This is a genomic window from Pseudocoprococcus catus, from assembly GCF_019734885.1.
Classification (GTDB): domain Bacteria; phylum Bacillota; class Clostridia; order Lachnospirales; family Lachnospiraceae; genus Coprococcus_A; species Coprococcus_A catus.
This window is the reverse complement of record NZ_JAAXCM010000045.1, coordinates 1-17,186: the sequence shown is the minus strand read 5'-3', so window position 1 is coordinate 17,186 and position 17,186 is coordinate 1. Positions and strand designations below refer to the sequence as shown.

Annotated in this window: 14 protein-coding genes; 3 read left to right on the top strand and 11 right to left on the bottom strand. The window is 43.8% G+C overall.

All coding sequences use genetic code 11. The features are described from left to right. Nucleotides 1-384: 384 nt before the first annotated feature. The 5 genes from HED67_RS12305 to HED67_RS12285 all read right to left on the bottom strand — a co-directional run bounded on the left by HED67_RS12305 (nucleotide 385) and on the right by HED67_RS12285 (nucleotide 4,370). The gene (locus tag HED67_RS12305; RefSeq protein ID WP_221718477.1) at nucleotides 385-534 is read right to left on the bottom strand and encodes a hypothetical protein; all 150 of its coding nucleotides are present in this window, start codon (nucleotides 532-534) and stop codon (nucleotides 385-387) included. A gap of 368 nt (nucleotides 535-902) precedes the next feature. After that, complete coding sequence (trmB, locus tag HED67_RS12300) at nucleotides 903-1,565, bottom strand: tRNA (guanosine(46)-N7)-methyltransferase TrmB (RefSeq protein ID WP_221718476.1); 663 nt, start codon at nucleotides 1,563-1,565, stop codon at nucleotides 903-905. Nucleotides 1,566-1,576: 11 nt separating this feature from the next. Beyond that, the gene (gene ilvN, locus HED67_RS12295; protein WP_015513047.1) at nucleotides 1,577-2,059 is read right to left on the bottom strand and encodes an acetolactate synthase small subunit; all 483 of its coding nucleotides are present in this window, start codon (nucleotides 2,057-2,059) and stop codon (nucleotides 1,577-1,579) included. A gap of 7 nt (nucleotides 2,060-2,066) precedes the next feature. Then, the gene (gene ilvB / locus HED67_RS12290; RefSeq protein WP_221718475.1) at nucleotides 2,067-3,689 is read right to left on the bottom strand and encodes a biosynthetic-type acetolactate synthase large subunit; all 1,623 of its coding nucleotides are present in this window, start codon (nucleotides 3,687-3,689) and stop codon (nucleotides 2,067-2,069) included. 246 nt (nucleotides 3,690-3,935) lie between these two features. Continuing rightward, nucleotides 3,936-4,370 carry a PaaI family thioesterase gene (locus HED67_RS12285; RefSeq protein ID WP_178441579.1) on the bottom strand — a complete coding sequence of 145 codons (435 nt, stop codon included), beginning with the start codon at nucleotides 4,368-4,370 and terminating at the stop codon, nucleotides 3,936-3,938. Between the two features lie 254 nt (nucleotides 4,371-4,624). Here HED67_RS12285 and HED67_RS12280 point away from each other — a divergent pair, with 254 nt between their 5' ends. Further along, nucleotides 4,625-5,941, top strand: coding sequence for a serine hydrolase (locus tag HED67_RS12280; protein WP_221718474.1), 1,317 nt, complete (start codon nucleotides 4,625-4,627; stop codon nucleotides 5,939-5,941). 133 nt (nucleotides 5,942-6,074) lie between these two features. Continuing rightward, nucleotides 6,075-6,812 (top strand): tyrosine-type recombinase/integrase, encoded by a 738-nt coding sequence (locus HED67_RS12275; protein WP_178441581.1) that lies wholly within the window; start codon nucleotides 6,075-6,077, stop codon nucleotides 6,810-6,812. Between the two features lie 42 nt (nucleotides 6,813-6,854). Here the strand turns inward: HED67_RS12275 and HED67_RS12270 are convergent, their stop codons facing one another. From HED67_RS12270 to HED67_RS12255, 4 genes are all read right to left on the bottom strand, one after another. Further along, entirely contained in the window at nucleotides 6,855-7,817 is a 963-nt protein-coding gene (locus HED67_RS12270; RefSeq protein ID WP_221718473.1) for a 3'-5' exonuclease, read from the bottom strand. A 23-nt stretch (nucleotides 7,818-7,840) separates the two neighbouring features. Beyond that, nucleotides 7,841-9,325, bottom strand: coding sequence for an LCP family protein (locus tag HED67_RS12265; RefSeq protein ID WP_246612225.1), 1,485 nt, complete (start codon nucleotides 9,323-9,325; stop codon nucleotides 7,841-7,843). 66 nt (nucleotides 9,326-9,391) lie between these two features. After that, on the bottom strand, nucleotides 9,392-11,203 hold the full coding sequence (locus HED67_RS12260; protein ID WP_221718472.1) for an ABC transporter ATP-binding protein: 1,812 nt from the start codon (nucleotides 11,201-11,203) through the stop codon (nucleotides 9,392-9,394). Beyond that, nucleotides 11,193-12,941 carry an ABC transporter ATP-binding protein gene (locus HED67_RS12255; RefSeq protein ID WP_221718471.1) on the bottom strand — a complete coding sequence of 583 codons (1,749 nt, stop codon included), beginning with the start codon at nucleotides 12,939-12,941 and terminating at the stop codon, nucleotides 11,193-11,195. The genes HED67_RS12260 and HED67_RS12255 overlap by 11 nt, the downstream gene beginning before the upstream one ends. Nucleotides 12,942-13,153: 212 nt before the next feature. Here HED67_RS12255 and ftsH point away from each other — a divergent pair, with 212 nt between their 5' ends. After that, nucleotides 13,154-14,968, top strand: coding sequence for an ATP-dependent zinc metalloprotease FtsH (gene ftsH, locus HED67_RS12250; protein WP_221718470.1), 1,815 nt, complete (start codon nucleotides 13,154-13,156; stop codon nucleotides 14,966-14,968). A 39-nt stretch (nucleotides 14,969-15,007) separates the two neighbouring features. On the opposite strand, the gene HED67_RS12245 is transcribed toward ftsH, so the two are convergent. Beyond that, nucleotides 15,008-16,216 carry a molybdopterin molybdotransferase MoeA gene (locus HED67_RS12245; protein WP_221718469.1) on the bottom strand — a complete coding sequence of 403 codons (1,209 nt, stop codon included), beginning with the start codon at nucleotides 16,214-16,216 and terminating at the stop codon, nucleotides 15,008-15,010. Between the two features lie 468 nt (nucleotides 16,217-16,684). Continuing rightward, the gene (locus HED67_RS12240; protein ID WP_221718468.1) at nucleotides 16,685-16,921 is read right to left on the bottom strand and encodes an HTH-like domain-containing protein; all 237 of its coding nucleotides are present in this window, start codon (nucleotides 16,919-16,921) and stop codon (nucleotides 16,685-16,687) included. Between the last annotated feature and the right edge of the window lie 265 nt (nucleotides 16,922-17,186).

The window sequence follows — 17,186 nt, the reverse complement described above, 5'->3', positions numbered from 1 at the left end:
GTCATATATAAAGTTTCGTGCAAAGATCCGGATATTTGCCATGTCATCATCACGGCAGCCCCATCCCGGAATTCCAACTGTATTCTCGAATTTTCAGAAACAGGTTTTCCGCATTGAGTTCTGCTTTTCTCAGACATTCTTTCTTGCATGCATTCTTACATTTGAAGAATATCTTATCTATTTTTCTTAGTTTCCGTGATGTCGAGGTTGTTATATTCCCATTTTCAGAGATTATCAATAGATATTTTCTAATTTTTTCAGATTTTTATTCTCTGTATTTTCTCAAAATCCAAGAAATCAAAAAAAAGAGACATCCTTTGATATTTTCTCTGTATCTTATACAAAGTCATATCAAAAGATGTCTCTTATATGAAACAACAACTTTTAGCGTGTTTTATCCTTGCCAATATTTTCAATTGTCTTTTTCACTTCTTTATAAGAATCCCCCAACCGCTGTCCCCGCTTAGAAATCTGTTTATGATCATAAGCAAACAGTACCGCCTTACCCGCCATTTTTTGCTTAAAAGAAGCCATGCATACGCCTCCGGAATTCAAATTTCCTATTACTATCTTATGCAGCAAGCTGAAATATCGTTTTCGAAACATTATCTTCTTCTAAACATTATCCAGCACCTAGCGCTTCAAATTCAAAGCGTGCAGTCAAAAACTTCATGAAACAGGATTTGTGAAACACTCAATTCTCGGGTAAACATATAGAAATTCCCCTCTTCACAGCAGGTGCTCCTAACACGTCCGGTACTTAGATGCCGTCCTTTGGCATCTTATGTACCGCTGACAGTGTTAGGCAGTGCGAACGTGCCTGCTGTGAAGAGGGGAATTTTATATGTTTTCGAAAAATCCTGAATGTTTCACAAATCCGTCTAAGGTCTGTTTTCTGCGCTCTATCCTTTTTTTTGCGGATCTCTGTGTGCCACCAGACGACAAATTGGATTGCCCTTGGCTGTAAAGCGCTCCTCATATTCAGTCATAACGTTGCCTTCCGCATATTCACTGTGATGCAGGTCAAACGTATAGTTGTCCAGCTGCCAGCCGGCCACTTCCACCTGCTCCAGTGAAAAGTCGAATAACGGACGATTGTCTGTCTTGAAGATCACACGTCCCTCCGGGCAGAGAATCCGATCATATCGTGCCCAGTATTCCTTGGAAGTTAAACGACGTTTAGCATGGCGATCCTTCGGCCATGGATCTGAGAAATTCAAATAAATCCTGTCTACTTCATTCTCATCAAAAACATCCGCAATCTCTTCCGCATCCATGCGAAGGAAGAAAATATTGTCGCCCTCATATGTATGGTATTTCTCCAAAGCACGCACAAGCACGCTTGAATACTTCTCAATACCGATATAATTAATATCCGGGTTCTGCTGTGCCAGCGTCATGATAAACTGACCTTTACCCATGCCGACTTCAATGTGGATCGGATGGTCATTGCCAAAAAGTTCATGCCAGCGGCCCTTCTGTGCCCGCTGCTCCTCAGGATCATGCAGAACGCATTCATCTGCTGCAATTGTCTCTCTTGAACCTCTTACATTTCTAAGTCTCATAAAAAACCTGCCTATTCGTTGGAATCTCTCTGTACAGCCAGTGCGCCTGTACGTGCCATCTCAATAATGCCAAATGGCTGCATCAGCTTGATAAAACGATCAATCTTGGATGTCTTGGCGGTCAGTTCAATGACCATGGACTTCGGTGAAAGATCTGCGATATGAGCACCTGTAATATTGCAGATCTCCATAATGTCTGATCTTGTCACATTCGTATAAGTCACCTTCAGCATCAAAAGTTCTCTTGTTACACACTTATTCTCTGCAAAACGGCGAACCTTGATTACATCGATCTTCTTGTTCAGCTGTTTCTCAATCTGCTCCATGATACGCTCATCCCCGGTTGAGATGATGGTCATACTGGATATATCTCTGTCATCCGTCTCACCTACAGCAAGACTGTCGATGTTAAAACCTCTTCTGGCAAATAATCCGGCGGTCTTGCTCAATGCACCGGCTTTATTCTCTACTAATACCGAAAATATTCCTTTCATCCGCCTGTTACTCCTTTACCAAATCAAAACTGTAAACCTCACAAACCATCATGGCTGCATGGTCGCATGCAAGGAATTCATCAATTCTCTGTTCCATCTCGTCATTATGTTCAAGATGGAAATAATCCAATCCGTAAGCCTCTGCGATTTTCTCAAAATCAGGACTGCCGTCCAATGAAACGCCGCTGTAACGGTCATGATAGGTATGATGCTGATATTCACGTACCAGACCAAGATAGCCATTCCTCATAATAACAAACTTGATCGGCAGGTCCCACTGACGCATGGTAGCCAGTTCCATCAGAGACATCTGGAAGGAACCATCACCACAGACAGCGACAATCTGTGTATCCGGCAATGCCGCGCGGACACCGATAGCTGCAGGAATGGAATAACCCATTGTACCGAATCCGCCTGTTGTCAGGAAACGGCCGTGCTTCATCACATAATTATCTGCAGACCAGAGCTGATTCTGACCAACATCCGCTACATAAATGGCATCATCATTCATCTTGCCGCTCAGTGTCTGAACAAAACGGCATGGATTCACAAAATCCGGATTAAAATGACGTCTGTCCACATAAGCTGCTTTCTTCTCTGCCAGTTCTTCATTCCATGCTGTGTAATCTCCCGGAATCTCATACTGAAGCAGATTCTCAAAGATCACATGCACATCGCCTACCAGCGGAACCGTTGTTCCGAGATTCTTGCCGATCTCAGCCGGATCCACATCGATATGGACAATAGTTGTATTCCTTCTCTCAAGCTTGTAAGGCTTCACAACGGCTCGGTCTGCCACTCTGGCCCCCACAAGTACAAGGACATCGCACTCATGAACTGCATAGTTAGCATGAGGCTTACCATTGGTTCCCAGCATGCCCATATATAAAGGATCTTCATTCGGCATAACACCGATACCCATCATAGTAGAAACAACCGGAATGTGAAATTTATTCGCAAACTCGCGGACAACCTGCTCACCATTGCCGAGAATTGTTCCGCCGCCCACACAGATCAGCGGTTTACCGGCACGGGACAATACATCCACAACCTTGCGGATCTGAAGATTATTGCCCTTCACTGTCGGCTTATAACCACGGATACTGACTTCATTCACCGGCACATATTCTATCTGCTTCTGCTGAACATCCAGCGGTACATCAATCAGAACCGGGCCCCGGCGTCCTGTAGATGCAATATGGAATGCCTCCTTGAAAATACGGGGGATCTCTCTGGCATCTCTCACCAGATAGCTGTATTTGACAAAAGGTTCCGCCGAACCTGTAATATCTGCCTCCTGAAAAACATCCTTGCCAAGGAGTTCACTTGAAACCTGTCCTGTGATCGCAATCAGCGGAATGCTGTCCGCATAAGCCGTTGCCAATGCTGTGATCAAATTCGTCGCCCCCGGTCCCGAAGTTGCCACACAGACTGCCGGTTTCCTCGTCACACGGGCATATCCGCTGGCCATATGTCCGCCGTTCTGTTCATGGCGAACCAAAATATTCCTGATACCTGAATCATATAAACTGTCGTAAAACGGACAGATCGCAACGCCAGGATAGCCGAACACAGCCTTGATGCCCTCGGCTTCCAGACATTTAACCATTACCTGTGCTCCAGTTAACATAGCACTACCTCCATACACTCTGTTTTCTGTAACTGTTCAGTCCCTTCACAGTTACCTTTCTCTTACATATCATATCCTCCATCTGATATCACGCAGTCTGCTCTCCTGCACTGTACTCTCCCCTGAGGATACACGACTCCTGTTGAATGTAATACATTTTATCACATTCACGCAGGAGTGTAAATAAACGCGGCCCCGTTAAATATTTATCTCATTCATAGAAATTTTTAATTGATCCGATCTGAATTAATCTTCTTTTTTGATAACCATTTCACGCTGCATATCCATATATTCCAGAAGACTTCTTGAAATTTCCTGCCCATTATCGCCGTAAATCGTTGCTTCCACAACACGGATACGCTTGCCGTTCTTCACAACACGGCTCTCACAGGTCAGTTTCTTCACGCCCATTGTCGGTCTGAGAAAATACATATTTCCGGAAAGCGTCGGTCCTTCAAATCCGCAGGAGGCTGCTGCAAAACCAGCCACCGTATCCGCCAGCGTGTACAGGCATCCGCCATGAACAGTTCCCAGTGGATTCATATGCTGATCAGTGACTTCCAGTTCACCTTTACAATATCCTTCATCTAACTCCACAATTCTGATACCTATCAATTCGATAAACTTATCATTACGTCCGATTTCACCCATCAGTTTCTCGCGCATTTCTTTACTTAACATCCTGTCCTTCATCCTTTCTTCCGCACTTTTATCCGATTCTGCTTATTCTCCGTCAATTGTCTGATTATTTCTTAATCCCAAACGGCTCGTATGGAATAAAGTTTAACACATGTCGCATATTTATTCAATAATCAGCTTTTCATCTTTCACCTAGATTAAAGCCATGCGAAACCTGGCAAAAGATACAATTTGACTTTTTGGCTGAAATCTTATACTATAATTGCGGACTATACTGTATTTAGGAGATTTTTTACATGAAAAAATTAATTTGTACTTTATTTATAATGCTCCTTTTTTTCTCCAGCTGCATACTTTCACCCCTGACAGCCTATGCCGACGAAACAAATGCAGCCTCTTCAGAAGAAAAAACGGACGCATCTGAAACAGAGACCGAAGCTCCGTCAGGTCCCGTTATCCTGCCGACAGACAAGGTCTCAACGGAAGATATCATTTTATACTCCAGTGCAGCCTGCGTTATGGACGTTGATACCGGCGAAATTCTTTATTACAAAAACATGGATGACCGGCATTATCCTGCCAGCATCACGAAAGTAATGACCGGTCTTCTACTTATTGAGAACGCTGATCTTGACGACACCATCACATTCTCCCAGGATTGTTGGAACGGTCTGAATTATTATAATGACATGAATATCGGCATACTCAACGGCGAAGAGCTTACTGTCAACGATGCCCTTCATGCGATTCTCATGTCTTCAGCCAATGAAGTCTGCAACGGAGCTGCCAAGTATCTCAGCGGTTCTGTCAGTGCTTTCTGCGATCTGATGAATGAACGGGCCAAACAGCTTGGCTGCACCAACACACATTTCGTCAACCCAAACGGACTCCACGACCCGGAGCATTATACCAGTGCCCATGATATGGCACTTATTGCAAAGGAGGCGATTCAGAATCCCACATTTCGCGAAATCACCGGATGTAAGGAATACACTGTCAAATCTACCAATCTCCGACCGGAAGGCTTTACACTCTATCACAAGCATCAGATGCTGATGGATACCAAATACCATTATGATGCCTGCATCGGCGGCAAAACAGGCTATACATCGGAAGCCAAAAATACCCTTGTTACTTATGCCGAAAAGAATGATCACACCCTTGTAAGCGTCGTTATGGAGAATTCTGACGGTCATATCTATCCCGATACCATCAGTGCCATGGACTACTGCTTCGACAACTACGACCGTTTGGTAACCAAAATGGCCGCTGCAGAAACAACTGCCGAAACTGAATCCTCCACCTTCAGCCACCCCGGAGAAACAGAGAATCTGCCTGCATTTGCAGAACTTACTGAAACAGAAAGTGACTCTGAAATGCTTCCGGCAGCTGACGATTATTCCAACGGATCCCCGCTGTCGATATATCTTCACAAAATGGTCAATTTCGCACTGGAGCATATATTTATAGCCCTGTTATGCGTCATCTGCACCGTTATTTTGCTGTCACTCTTCATGATCTGGCTGTATCATGTCTTAAAACGCAGAAAACATCGTCGAAATTATGAACGTCTTCGTGATGAACGCATTAAAAAATATAACAAAAATCATTAATATCATTGTCGAATATAGCTGAACTTTGATAAATTACTTGATTTAAAATGTAACCGTGTTATAATGGGATTGATAAATGTAGTGAATAGTCTACCTCTTCACTATGATGATACGTTATACACGAGGTGAATATATGAACTGGGTCGCTCCGATTAAAGATGACGAAACACTCCAAAAATTTAGAGACGCATTAAGATCTGTTGACGATAAATATTACATTTTATTTGAGATCGGAATCGGAACAGGGTTGCAGCTTCAGGATATCTTGCAATTTAGAGTAAAAGATGTACGTGACAAGGACAAACTGATCGCTGTAATCGGAACACGACAAATTGAACAGTCTTTTCCTTTGAAAGAAGAGCTTCAGGCTGTAATTTCCGACTTTATTGATGGCAGAGATGATGACGAATACCTGATTACCGGATATGCCAGCACGCATAAACCGCTGTCCCGTGAACAGGCTTATCGCATTTTCAAGCAGACCGGCAACAGAATCGGTCTGAAATCTATCGGCACACAGACTATGCGCAAGACTTTTGCGTGGCGCTATTACAAGGAAACCGGTGATATTCAGTATATTCAGAATTTACTGAATCACGCATCCCCAAATATTACTTTCCGTTATATCGGCGAGAAGCCGAATATCCGGGTTATCTATGACAAGATTACAGATGACGGCAATCAGAAAGCCATGGAATATCTGCTGACAGACAAGAAAGGTGTGGAGGATATCGATGCCATTATCCATGAATTAAAGCAGATCCGCCGGAAGCTGACCGGCAAACGCCAGTCGCTTCCGTACTATGGTCGTGTGGACACACTGCTTGAACAGATGCACGATACACTCAGAGATTTTAATCAGACACACTGATCTTTATCGAATCGAAAAGGCTGTCAATGCCACTGAACATATTCAGTGACATTGACAGCCTTTCTGTCTGCGTTCACGTCTTTTTTGAAGAACATCTGCTTTCATCTGCCTCAGCTGATCCGCTTTTTCATCATCTATCAGCCGCAGTGTTTTAACGACATATATACGCTGTTCATCATCCTTCTTGATACGGATCTTGCCCCGTATGTACCCATGCTCCGGGCAATCTGCCAGACAATAATATGCTTTTGCCTTTGCAGAAAACCAGTGCATCCTCTTTCTGGCCGCCCGTCCGCATTTATAGCATCTTGTGGAACGGACTTCTTTATCTGCCATAGCCTCTTCCCGGGTATCAAAAACCCTGGAAATGTATTTATAATAAGAATCATATCTGAGATGAATCTCTTCTTTCTTTGTCTGAGGATTCTGATAATAATCAATCGAATAGAGCTTCTTCGCTGCTTCATGGTCAACCCTTCGAAAAATCTCCGCTGTATAGGCTGCATCATTTACCGCACGATGAAAATCCTCTGACTTCGGCAGATCAAAATAATCCACCGCCGTTTCTAAAGATGCTGCAGCCGTATCATGCGCACAGAGTTCTCTGAACAATTTCTGAACATTGTAGTACTTTACAGGGCCTTTGAGAAGATCCAGCAGACCATAGTACTTCATATTCCTCTGTAATTCCACAAGATCCATATTGCCCCATGTGCAAAAGGTGTAATCCTTTCCACACCAGAGCATAAAATCCACCAGTACATACGTAAACGGATCACTGACATTCAGCTCTTCCTGGGTAATGCCTGTCAGCTCTTTTGTAATATAATGCAATTTCTTGTATACTTTTGGCCGGATCGTCCGGCTGAACCGATCAACTTCCTTCCGTTTTTCATTAAGCTTCACTGCTCCGATCTCAATGATTTCAAAGGGAATCTTACGGTTCTCAGACCCCTTTCCATAAGAGGTCTGATTCCACTCAAAATCTACAACTATATAATTCATGCCGTTCACTCCATCATGTCACTTTATTTATTGAGGTCTATAACCTCTCCATCCACAACCTGCTGCATCAGTGCTTTTGCCTCATCAACGGTTGTCTGATCCGGTATCATAACATACGCATTGGCACTCATAGAATACGGCTGCCTTGTATCGCCGGTACCATCCACACTATAGCTGACAATATTCCAGCTGCCGCCATCCTCCAGCTGTTGGCGTACCAGCTCTGCCATTCTGTCATAGGAGAAATTCGTGTCAAAACAATCTTCGATACCATTCAGAACTTCTGTATAATGACTCAGCATTTCCGATGACATCGCCTGCTGAATCACCGCACTGATCACCTGCATCTGATGCCGGCCTCTTGCACGGTCACCCTCCTGAAAAGCATAACGTTCACGGGAATATGCCAATGCTGCCGCACCATTCATATGATTCATACCCTTTGTAAAGGAATACTCCTGATCCGTACTCGCTGTAAATGCAGCATCTGAATCAATATCTATACCGCCCAGTGCATCAATAATCTTGATAAAACCTGCAAAATTGACTCTGAAATACTTGTCCAGTGAAATATCATAGAGCATTCCAAGGGTATCCATAGACACATCAATACCATAAATACCTGCATGGGTCAGTTTATCCGGTACACCATTGGAAATTGACAGCGGGACAAAATAATCTCTCGGTGTTGACACAAGCAGCATCTGTTTTGTATCTGTATTGATCGTTGCAATGATATTCACATCACTTCGCGTGTTGATGATCTCACTGCCCCTTGTATCGATACCACTGATATACAGACATATGATATTCTTTGCATCCTGCTTCTGTGAAACATTCGTATCCTTCGTCTGCTCCTCAATGACCGTATTGACATCCAGAATATCCAGCTCCCGGATCTTATTCTCAATATCCGTATAGCCTTCCATTTCCGACAAGATCGGAAGATAAGCATGATTCAGGATAATTACGCCACAGCTGCCATCCATCAGACTGTCCACAAGCTTTGTCACACCATCCGCGGACTGCTGCTTAACAGGCTGTCCAAGCAACGTTTGAATCTGCTTCACAGCTTCCTGCGTGTTCTTCTTATCCAGACTGCTCAATGTACCAAATGTATAATCTTTCGCATCTTCAATTGTCTGCGCTGCATCATTTTTCAAAACATAAATACCAATCTGTGATGTCTTCGTATTCACCCCTGATATCTTGGTCAGGGTATTATACGTATGCAATACAAACAGGTTCCCTACAACCAGCAAAACAATGAATAAAATTCCCAACACAATACCTATGACAAAGCGCACCTTCTTCCGAAAATCACCTGTCAGAAGACATATAAGCAAAACACAAGTCAAAATTGCGATTCCCACCGCAAAAATCAGATAAACAGGCACCAGCTTTGTCACCACCAGCAAGCCGATAAATTCCACGGCAATGAGTAATAATACAATCGTAATAATTAATCCCGGAATATGCGCCTTTCTTCCTGTTGGTCTTCCCCGCAAAATATTTCCCTCCATAATCATTCAAGACTTGCTTATCAAATTCATTCTATTATCTTAGCACACTGACTACTGATTCGCAAGAGATGTCCCACTGTGATATAACTTTTCATAGACACCTTTCTTGGCCAGAAGTTCCTCATGAGTTCCCTGCTCTACAATATCCCCGTGATCAACCACAAGGATCAAATCTGCATTTCTCACAGTGGACAAACGATGTGCAATAACAAAAGAAGTTCGGCCATCCATCACTCTGTGCATGGCTTCCTGCAGCATTTTTTCAAGACGGGTATCCACGGAAGAGGTCGCTTCATCCAGAATAATAATCCGCGGATCCTTTAAGATCGCCCTCGCAATGGTCAAAAGCTGCTTTTCCCCCTGGGAAATATTCGTACTTTCTTCATTGACTTCAAAATTGTAGCCGCCTGTCAGTGTTTTGATAAAATGGTGTACATTCGCCATCTTGGCTGCCGAAATGACCTCATCCCTTCTGGCACCCAGCCTTCCGTAATGGATATTGTCATAAATGCTTCCTTTAAACAGCCATGTATCCTGAAGAACCAGTGAAAACAGCTGTCTTAATTCTTCCCTGTCCATATCCCGGATATCAATACCGTCTATCCTGATGGCTCCGCCCTTCACATCATAAAAACGCAGCAGGAGATTCATCAATGTCGTCTTGCCGGCACCTGTCGGTCCTACAATAGCCACCATCTGTCCGGTCTTCGCCTCAAAATTCACATCCCGCATCAGTGTTTCATCATCATATCCGAAGACAACATGGTCAAATGTCACTTCTCCCCGTATCTCTTCCGGTTGAATTGAAACAGTTCCTTCCTGAGCTTCTTCTTCCTCATCCAGCAGTGTAAAGATTCTTCCCATGGCTGCAAATGCTGACTGTACTTGTGAAGACAGCTGGGAAATCTGTGAAAGCGGATCATTGATCTGCCAGATATAACGGATAAATGCCTGCAGATTGCCAAGGAGCAATGTGCCGTTCATAACAAACAGGCAGCCCGTTACTGCTACAGAACCGATGATCAGGTATGTGATCAGTGAAATACACGGTGAGATCAGAGATGATGCAAACTGTGCTTTGAAAGAAGCATTTCTCATTCTCCCATTGACATCGTGAAATTTATCTACCGCCGTCTGCTGTCTGTTATACAAAATAATTTCATTGAAGCCTCCGTACATCTCTGTGATAGTACCGTTGAGTTCCCCCAATGTCTGCTGCTGTGTATCAAACAATTTCTGTGAACGTGTTACAAAAAACCGCGTCACAATCAATGACAAAGGAATGATCAGCAGGGCAATACATGCCAGCACTATATTGATATAGAACATCATGCCAATAACAAAGATAAATGTCAGGATCGCCGCCAGTACTCTCTGCAGTGTCTCCTGCAGCGCATTGCTCAGGGTATCTACATCATTGGTGACACAACTGAGCACGTCGCCAAAGGCATGATCATCAAAATACCGCACCGGCAGGCGCTGGATCTTCTTCTGCAAAGTGTTTCTGATATCACACATTGCCTGCTGCAGTACCTTCGTCAGGAAGACTGCCGTGATCAGCTGTGAGACTGTTTTGATAATATAAATCACCACCAGAGTTCCCATAATGCCGAAAATAACATCAAAATGAACATGCGCACCCTCCACACCCTTCAGGATTGCTTCACCGTCACTGAAAAGCTGTGTTGTCATCTGCCCCTCCACCAATGGCATCACCGCAAAGGTAATATTGGCCACAACAACCATCAGAAGGCCAAGGATCAGACCGCCCTTATACGGGCTCAAAAATGTCATCAGATATTTCAGACAGTAACCAATCTGATGAATACCTTTTCGTTTATTTTCAGTTTGATTAACGGACATTCTGCAGTTCCTCCTCACTCAGCTGGGATGCTGCAATTTCATAATATAACGGACATTCTTTTAATAATTCCTTATGACGTCCCACGGCCGCCAGCCGTCCTTCATCCAGCACAAGAATCTGATCCGCATCCATGATCGTAGATACACGCTGTGCCACAATGATGACCACAGCATTTTTCACTTCACTCTTTAATGCCTGACGGAGCAACGCATCCGTCTTCATATCCAGTGCCGAAAAAGAATCGTCATAGATATAAATATCCGGCTTTCTCACAAGTGCTCTGGTAATGGACAGACGCTGTTTCTGCCCGCCGGACAGGTTGCCCGCTCCCTCAACAATTTTTTCTTGAAAACCATTTGGTTTATCCATGATAAAATCCATGGCCTGGGCAATTTCCGCTGCGTGCCGCACTTCTTCATCTGTCGCATCTTCCCGTCCGAAACGAATATTTTCTTCAATAGTTCCGCTGAACAGATTGGCTTTTTGTGCAACAAAACCGATATGTTCCCGCAGTTCATGACTATTCATCTGCCTGACATCCACACCATTGATCAGCACACGACCGCCGGTCACATCATAAAATCTCGGGATCAGCTGTATCAACGTACTCTTGCCAGATCCGGTACTGCCGATGATCGCCAGCGTTTCCCCTGCTTTTGCCGTAAACGAAATATCTTTCAGGACAGCTTCTTCACCGTCCGGATAGCAGAAATCCACGTGATCAAACACAACTTCTTCTATATGCTCTCCGATATCAGAAACCGTCTTTTCCTCAGAAATCTCATCCTGAATATCCGGTGTCATATTCATCACCACTTCGATACGTTTGGCAGAAATATTGGCACGGGGATACATCATAAATACGAGGCAGAACAGCATAACAGAAAACATGGCATGAAAAAGATATTCCATAAACGCCATCAGCTGTCCCACCTGCAGCGTACTCTGATTGATCATCTGGCTTGCAATAAAATAGATGGAAATTGCCGCAATATTCATTAACAGAAAAAATAACGGCTCCGTAGAACTCATCAGTGTAAATAACTTCCTGGACTGATTGGTGAATTCCTGGTTCTGTTCACCAAAACGCTCCGTTTCACGGGCATCATTGTTAAAAGAACGGATGACCCTGATACCGGTGAGATTCTCCCTGAAAATACGGTTCAGCCCGTCCAGTGCGGTCTGCTGACGTTCACTGATGGGCCCTGAAATTTTTGCCACAAGCACAACGCCAAGAATAATAAAAGGTACCGTCGCTGCAATAACCAGAGATAAACGTACGGATGACATAATGATCAATGTAAAGCTGATAACGATCATCACCGGCGTCAGCATGGCTGTTCTCAGAATAATGTTCATGAAGTTCATGATCTGCAGTGCATCATTGCTTGTCCTTGTAATCAGCGAAGACACTCCCAGCTGATTCATCTCCCGATGAGAAAAGCTCTGAACCTTCTCAAACAGATCATTTCTTATATCACAAGTCACCGCCGTGGATATTCTGGCACCGCAATAACCAAGCACTACAGTACCGAGAATACCTACAATTGAGATAACGGCGATCAATCCGCCCATTTTCATGAGATATTCTCTGTCCCCGCTGGCCACACCGCCATCCACCATCTTGGAAATAATTGTCGGAATGCCCAACTCTGTCAGAGCAAATCCGAAAACCGAAATAAAGTTTAAAAAAACAAGCCCCTTATAGCGCTTGAGATAAGATAACATTAATCGCATATCATTCCCCCATTATTTTCTACAACCCTTACCACTAGTATGCATGGTATTGTTTCTCCCGTCAACCAAAGATTTAATAAAAATATTATCTTTAGTTCTTCATATTTTTAATTATTAAACAGATTTATAAGAGATTGGGCATGGTATATTTTTGCAAAGAATGCTATAATTTAAAATTATCAGAAACATACATTATAAGGAGGCCGAATATTATGAATGAAGTCAAAACCCCAAAAAAGAACTGGTTTTACTATTATACAATCGTTCTGCTTATCCTCATCCTTCTTAATACATTGATCGTGCCAATGATCCAACAGCACAGTGTCAAGGAAGTTGACTATGGCACTTTTATCAGCATGACAGAGAAGAAGGAGATCGGTAAGGTTGAGATTGAAAGCAACCAGATTGTTTTCACCAACAAGGATGGATCCCAGATTTACAAGACAGGTCTGATGGATGATCCGAACCGTACAGAACGACTCTACGAATCCGGTGCAGAATTCTCCAGTGAGATCATTGAACAGATGTCACCGCTGGTAAGTTTCCTGCTCACATGGATTCTTCCATTGGTTATTTTCTTTGCCCTGGGCCAGTATATGTCCAAGAAGCTCATGAACAAGATGGGCGGCGGCAAGGACTCCATGATGTTTGGTATGGGCAAGAGCAATGCCAAGATCTATGTAAAGTCTACCGAAGGCATCAAATTCTCCGATGTTGCCGGTGAAGATGAAGCAAAGGAGAATCTGACTGAAATCGTTGATTATCTCCACAACCCGAACAAATACAAAGAGATCGGTGCTTCCATGCCGAAGGGTATTCTCCTTGTAGGCCCTCCCGGAACAGGTAAGACAATGCTTGCCAAGGCTGTTGCCGGCGAATCCAATGTACCATTTTTCTCCATGTCCGGTTCAGAATTTGTTGAAATGTTCGTCGGCATGGGTGCTTCCAAGGTCCGCGACCTTTTCAAACAGGCCAAAGAGAAAGCGCCTTGTATCGTTTTCATCGATGAAATTGATGCCATCGGCAAGAAACGTGATGGCCAGATCGGCGGCAACGACGAACGTGAACAGACTCTGAATCAGCTGTTGACCGAGATGGATGGTTTTGAAGGGAATACCGGTGTTATTATTCTGGCTGCTACTAACAGACCTGAATCCCTGGACCCTGCCCTGACCCGTCCGGGACGTTTTGACAGACGTGTACCTGTCGAACTGCCGGATTTAAAGGGCCGTGAAGAGATTCTGAAGGTTCATGCCAAGAAAATCCGTCTTTCAGATGATATTGATTTCAACAAGATTGCCCGCATGGCTTCCGGTGCTTCCGGTGCCGAGCTTGCGAACATTGTCAATGAAGCCGCACTTCGTGCCGTCCGTGACAACAGACGTTTTGCAACTCAGGCGGACCTTGAAGAAAGTATTGAAACTGTCATTGCCGGATATCAGAAGAAGAATGCTATTCTCACGAATAAGGAGAAGCTGATTGTTTCCTATCATGAGATCGGACATGCGCTCGTTGCTGCCAAGCAGACCGATTCCGCACCTGTTCAAAAGATCACTATTATCCCAAGAACTTCCGGTGCCCTTGGTTACACTATGCAGGTGGATGAAGGCAATCATTATCTGATGAGCAAAGAAGAAATCGAAAACAAGATTGCCACTTTCACAGGCGGCCGTGCCGCTGAGGAAGTCATCTTCGGCTCCGTTACCACCGGTGCTTCCAATGATATCGAGCAGGCAACCCGCCTTGCCCGTGCCATGATCACCCGCTACGGTATGAACGAGGATTTCGATATGGTTGCTCTTGAGACTGTCACAAACCAGTATCTCGGCGGTGATGCTTCTCTTGCATGTTCTGCTGAGACTCAGTCTGAGATCGACCACAAAGTCGTTGAACTTGTAAAACAGCAGCATCAGAAAGCCATTCAGATTCTCATTGAAAATCGTGCGAAACTGGATGAACTGGCTCACTTCCTCTATGAACGCGAAACCATCACCGGCGAAGAATTCATGAACATCCTCAACGCCTAAAAAGATGGGGCTGTCTATTTCCCGACAGCCCCATCTTTTTTATAATCTCCAGATATGGACTTTATCCCCGGCTTTTAACGGGCCGGTGCCGGACGGCATGTCAACGAGACAGTTGGTTCCTATTCCCTGCCGCATCTGGGCGTTATGCTGTCCTTTGGTGATATGCACTGCATGGCCGTCGTCATAGGCTTTTAATACTCTTCGGCTGCCAATGTTTCCGGGATAATCATGAGCCAGAACTGCTTCTTTTCTTACCATCACCGGATGACTGCTGCCTGTCATTTTTCGGATCAGCGGCTGCATCAACAACTCAAATACCGCAGATGCAGAGAATGGATTCCCTGATAATGAAATAATCGTTTTTCCATTATAAAGGGATGCCATGGTCGGCATTCCCGGCTTCAGATCAATACCATGAAAAAGAAGGTCTGCTCCCAGTTTTACTATAACTTCCGGGAGCAGATCTTTGACACCAACGGACACTCCGCCTGTTGTCAGGATCACATCCGCCTGTGCCGCACTTCGCCTAACTGCCGAAACAATCGCTTCTGTATCATCCCCGACAAAACACCCTTCTGTGATATCACACCCCAGCTGCATGAGTCTTCCCGTCAGATAGGCCAGATTGGAATTATAGATTTTCCCGGGAAGCAGCGGCTGACCAGGCATCATCAGTTCTTCACCTGTTGTAATGATTGCTGCCCGTATTTTTCTTCTGGCTGTCACTTTTTCAATGCCGCCGGAAGCCATAGACGCCATCATATAAGCGTCTATTTTTTCACCCTTCCGTCCAAGGCAGTCTCCTCTGTGAAAATCTTCTCCCACCGGACAGCAATTGATATGTTTTTCCAATGATAAATAAATCTTCACTTCACCTTCGCCATAATCCGTATCTTCCTGTTTAACAACACAATCCGCCCCTTCCGGTATCATCGCTCCGGTCATGATCCGGATAGCTTCTCCTTCTTGTACCTTTTTGTCTGTCACCTCTCCAGCACAGACTCGGTCAATCACCTTCAGACAGACCGGATGACAGCGGTCTGCCGTCTTCAGATCACTGCTCCGTACGGCATAGCCATCCATGGCAGACCGTTCAAAAGGCGGCTGGCTGACAGCGGCATAGACATCCTCTGCCAGAATCCTGTCAATGCTCTCAAGCAACCCGACTTTCTCCGGCATCACGGGATAGACATGTGCCAGCAATCGCTCCTGTGCTTCCTCCAATGTTATTATTTGTATTGTATGCATTCTGATTCCTATTCCTTCTGTTCCAGACATTTCTTTAATTCTTTTCGTTCACCTGTAATGGTTTGATACACTTTTCTCTGAATAACTGAACGGATGATGTCATCAGCTCCAGACTCTCCAGCAGACTATCCGCGATCAGCGGCATAAAGGCATTAAGTTCAAATTCTCCATGAGCCTCCGGTTAGAAAATCATCTGAAATAATCTCTCAGCCATTTTGACTTTCCATTATTTGTAAATATAAGAGAATTCGTTCTATTTCTCGCAAAATTTACCATTATTATAACATTTTTGACTCTAAATATGAAAGAAAAAACTTTCTCTGGCCGGTCATTGCTGCCAATGGTTCCAACATCATCTCTTGAAAAAAGCGTGAGGCAAGAAAATCCGCACGCAATAAATAAAATAATAACGAAAAAAACGGTTACCCGATTCATCATATGACAAAAAAGATAACCGTCTTATTTTATTTATAATTGATTTTTCTTTAATTCTACAAATCGTGAAAGCTTCACACCTTTGCTCACCTCAACACCATAACTTTGACCTATCCCCGATATTCTGGCTATCTCCTGGATATTATAATGATTTGCCAATATTTCTTCACCATGCTCAATGCCAAATAAATGTACCGACATTGCGATTTCATTTCTTTTTGCATTATTATATGCTTCTCTTAATGCCATTCCTAATTCATATTCTGCCATAATGCATCCTCCTTTTACTGGTACAGGAACAAAATATTCTCTGAGGTCCAAAAATTGGCATCATACTCAAATTCTATACTTTTTGCATCTTCCGGAACAGAAAATGCAATTATCCCATTACATTTTCTTCCTGCCAATGCCCTTTCAGGAAGCACTTCAAACTAAAATGTATTAGCAAATAGATATCAATTTTTTTCCTTTTAATTTATAGCTCTAATTGTCCAAACAATTTTGTCTTAATATCCACACAAAGCAACATCAACTG

What these genes read in the sequence shown, in the direction of transcription:
- HED67_RS12305 (WP_221718477.1), bottom strand. Translation starts at nt 534, where the DNA reads ATGGCTTCTTTTAAGCAAAAAATGGCGGGTAAGGCGGTACTGTTTGCT.
- trmB (WP_221718476.1), bottom strand. Translation starts at nt 1,565, where the DNA reads ATGAGACTTAGAAATGTAAGAGGTTCAAGAGAGACAATTGCAGCAGAT.
- ilvN (WP_015513047.1), bottom strand. Translation starts at nt 2,059, where the DNA reads ATGAAAGGAATATTTTCGGTATTAGTAGAGAATAAAGCCGGTGCATTG.
- ilvB (WP_221718475.1), bottom strand. Translation starts at nt 3,689, where the DNA reads ATGTTAACTGGAGCACAGGTAATGGTTAAATGTCTGGAAGCCGAGGGC.
- HED67_RS12285 (WP_178441579.1), bottom strand. Translation starts at nt 4,370, where the DNA reads ATGTTAAGTAAAGAAATGCGCGAGAAACTGATGGGTGAAATCGGACGT.
- HED67_RS12280 (WP_221718474.1), top strand. Translation starts at nt 4,625, where the DNA reads ATGAAAAAATTAATTTGTACTTTATTTATAATGCTCCTTTTTTTCTCC.
- HED67_RS12275 (WP_178441581.1), top strand. Translation starts at nt 6,075, where the DNA reads ATGAACTGGGTCGCTCCGATTAAAGATGACGAAACACTCCAAAAATTT.
- HED67_RS12270 (WP_221718473.1), bottom strand. Translation starts at nt 7,817, where the DNA reads ATGAATTATATAGTTGTAGATTTTGAGTGGAATCAGACCTCTTATGGA.
- HED67_RS12260 (WP_221718472.1), bottom strand. Translation starts at nt 11,203, where the DNA reads ATGTCCGTTAATCAAACTGAAAATAAACGAAAAGGTATTCATCAGATT.
- HED67_RS12255 (WP_221718471.1), bottom strand. Translation starts at nt 12,941, where the DNA reads ATGCGATTAATGTTATCTTATCTCAAGCGCTATAAGGGGCTTGTTTTT.
- ftsH (WP_221718470.1), top strand. Translation starts at nt 13,154, where the DNA reads ATGAATGAAGTCAAAACCCCAAAAAAGAACTGGTTTTACTATTATACA.
- HED67_RS12245 (WP_221718469.1), bottom strand. Translation starts at nt 16,216, where the DNA reads ATGCATACAATACAAATAATAACATTGGAGGAAGCACAGGAGCGATTG.
- HED67_RS12240 (WP_221718468.1), bottom strand. Translation starts at nt 16,921, where the DNA reads ATGGCAGAATATGAATTAGGAATGGCATTAAGAGAAGCATATAATAAT.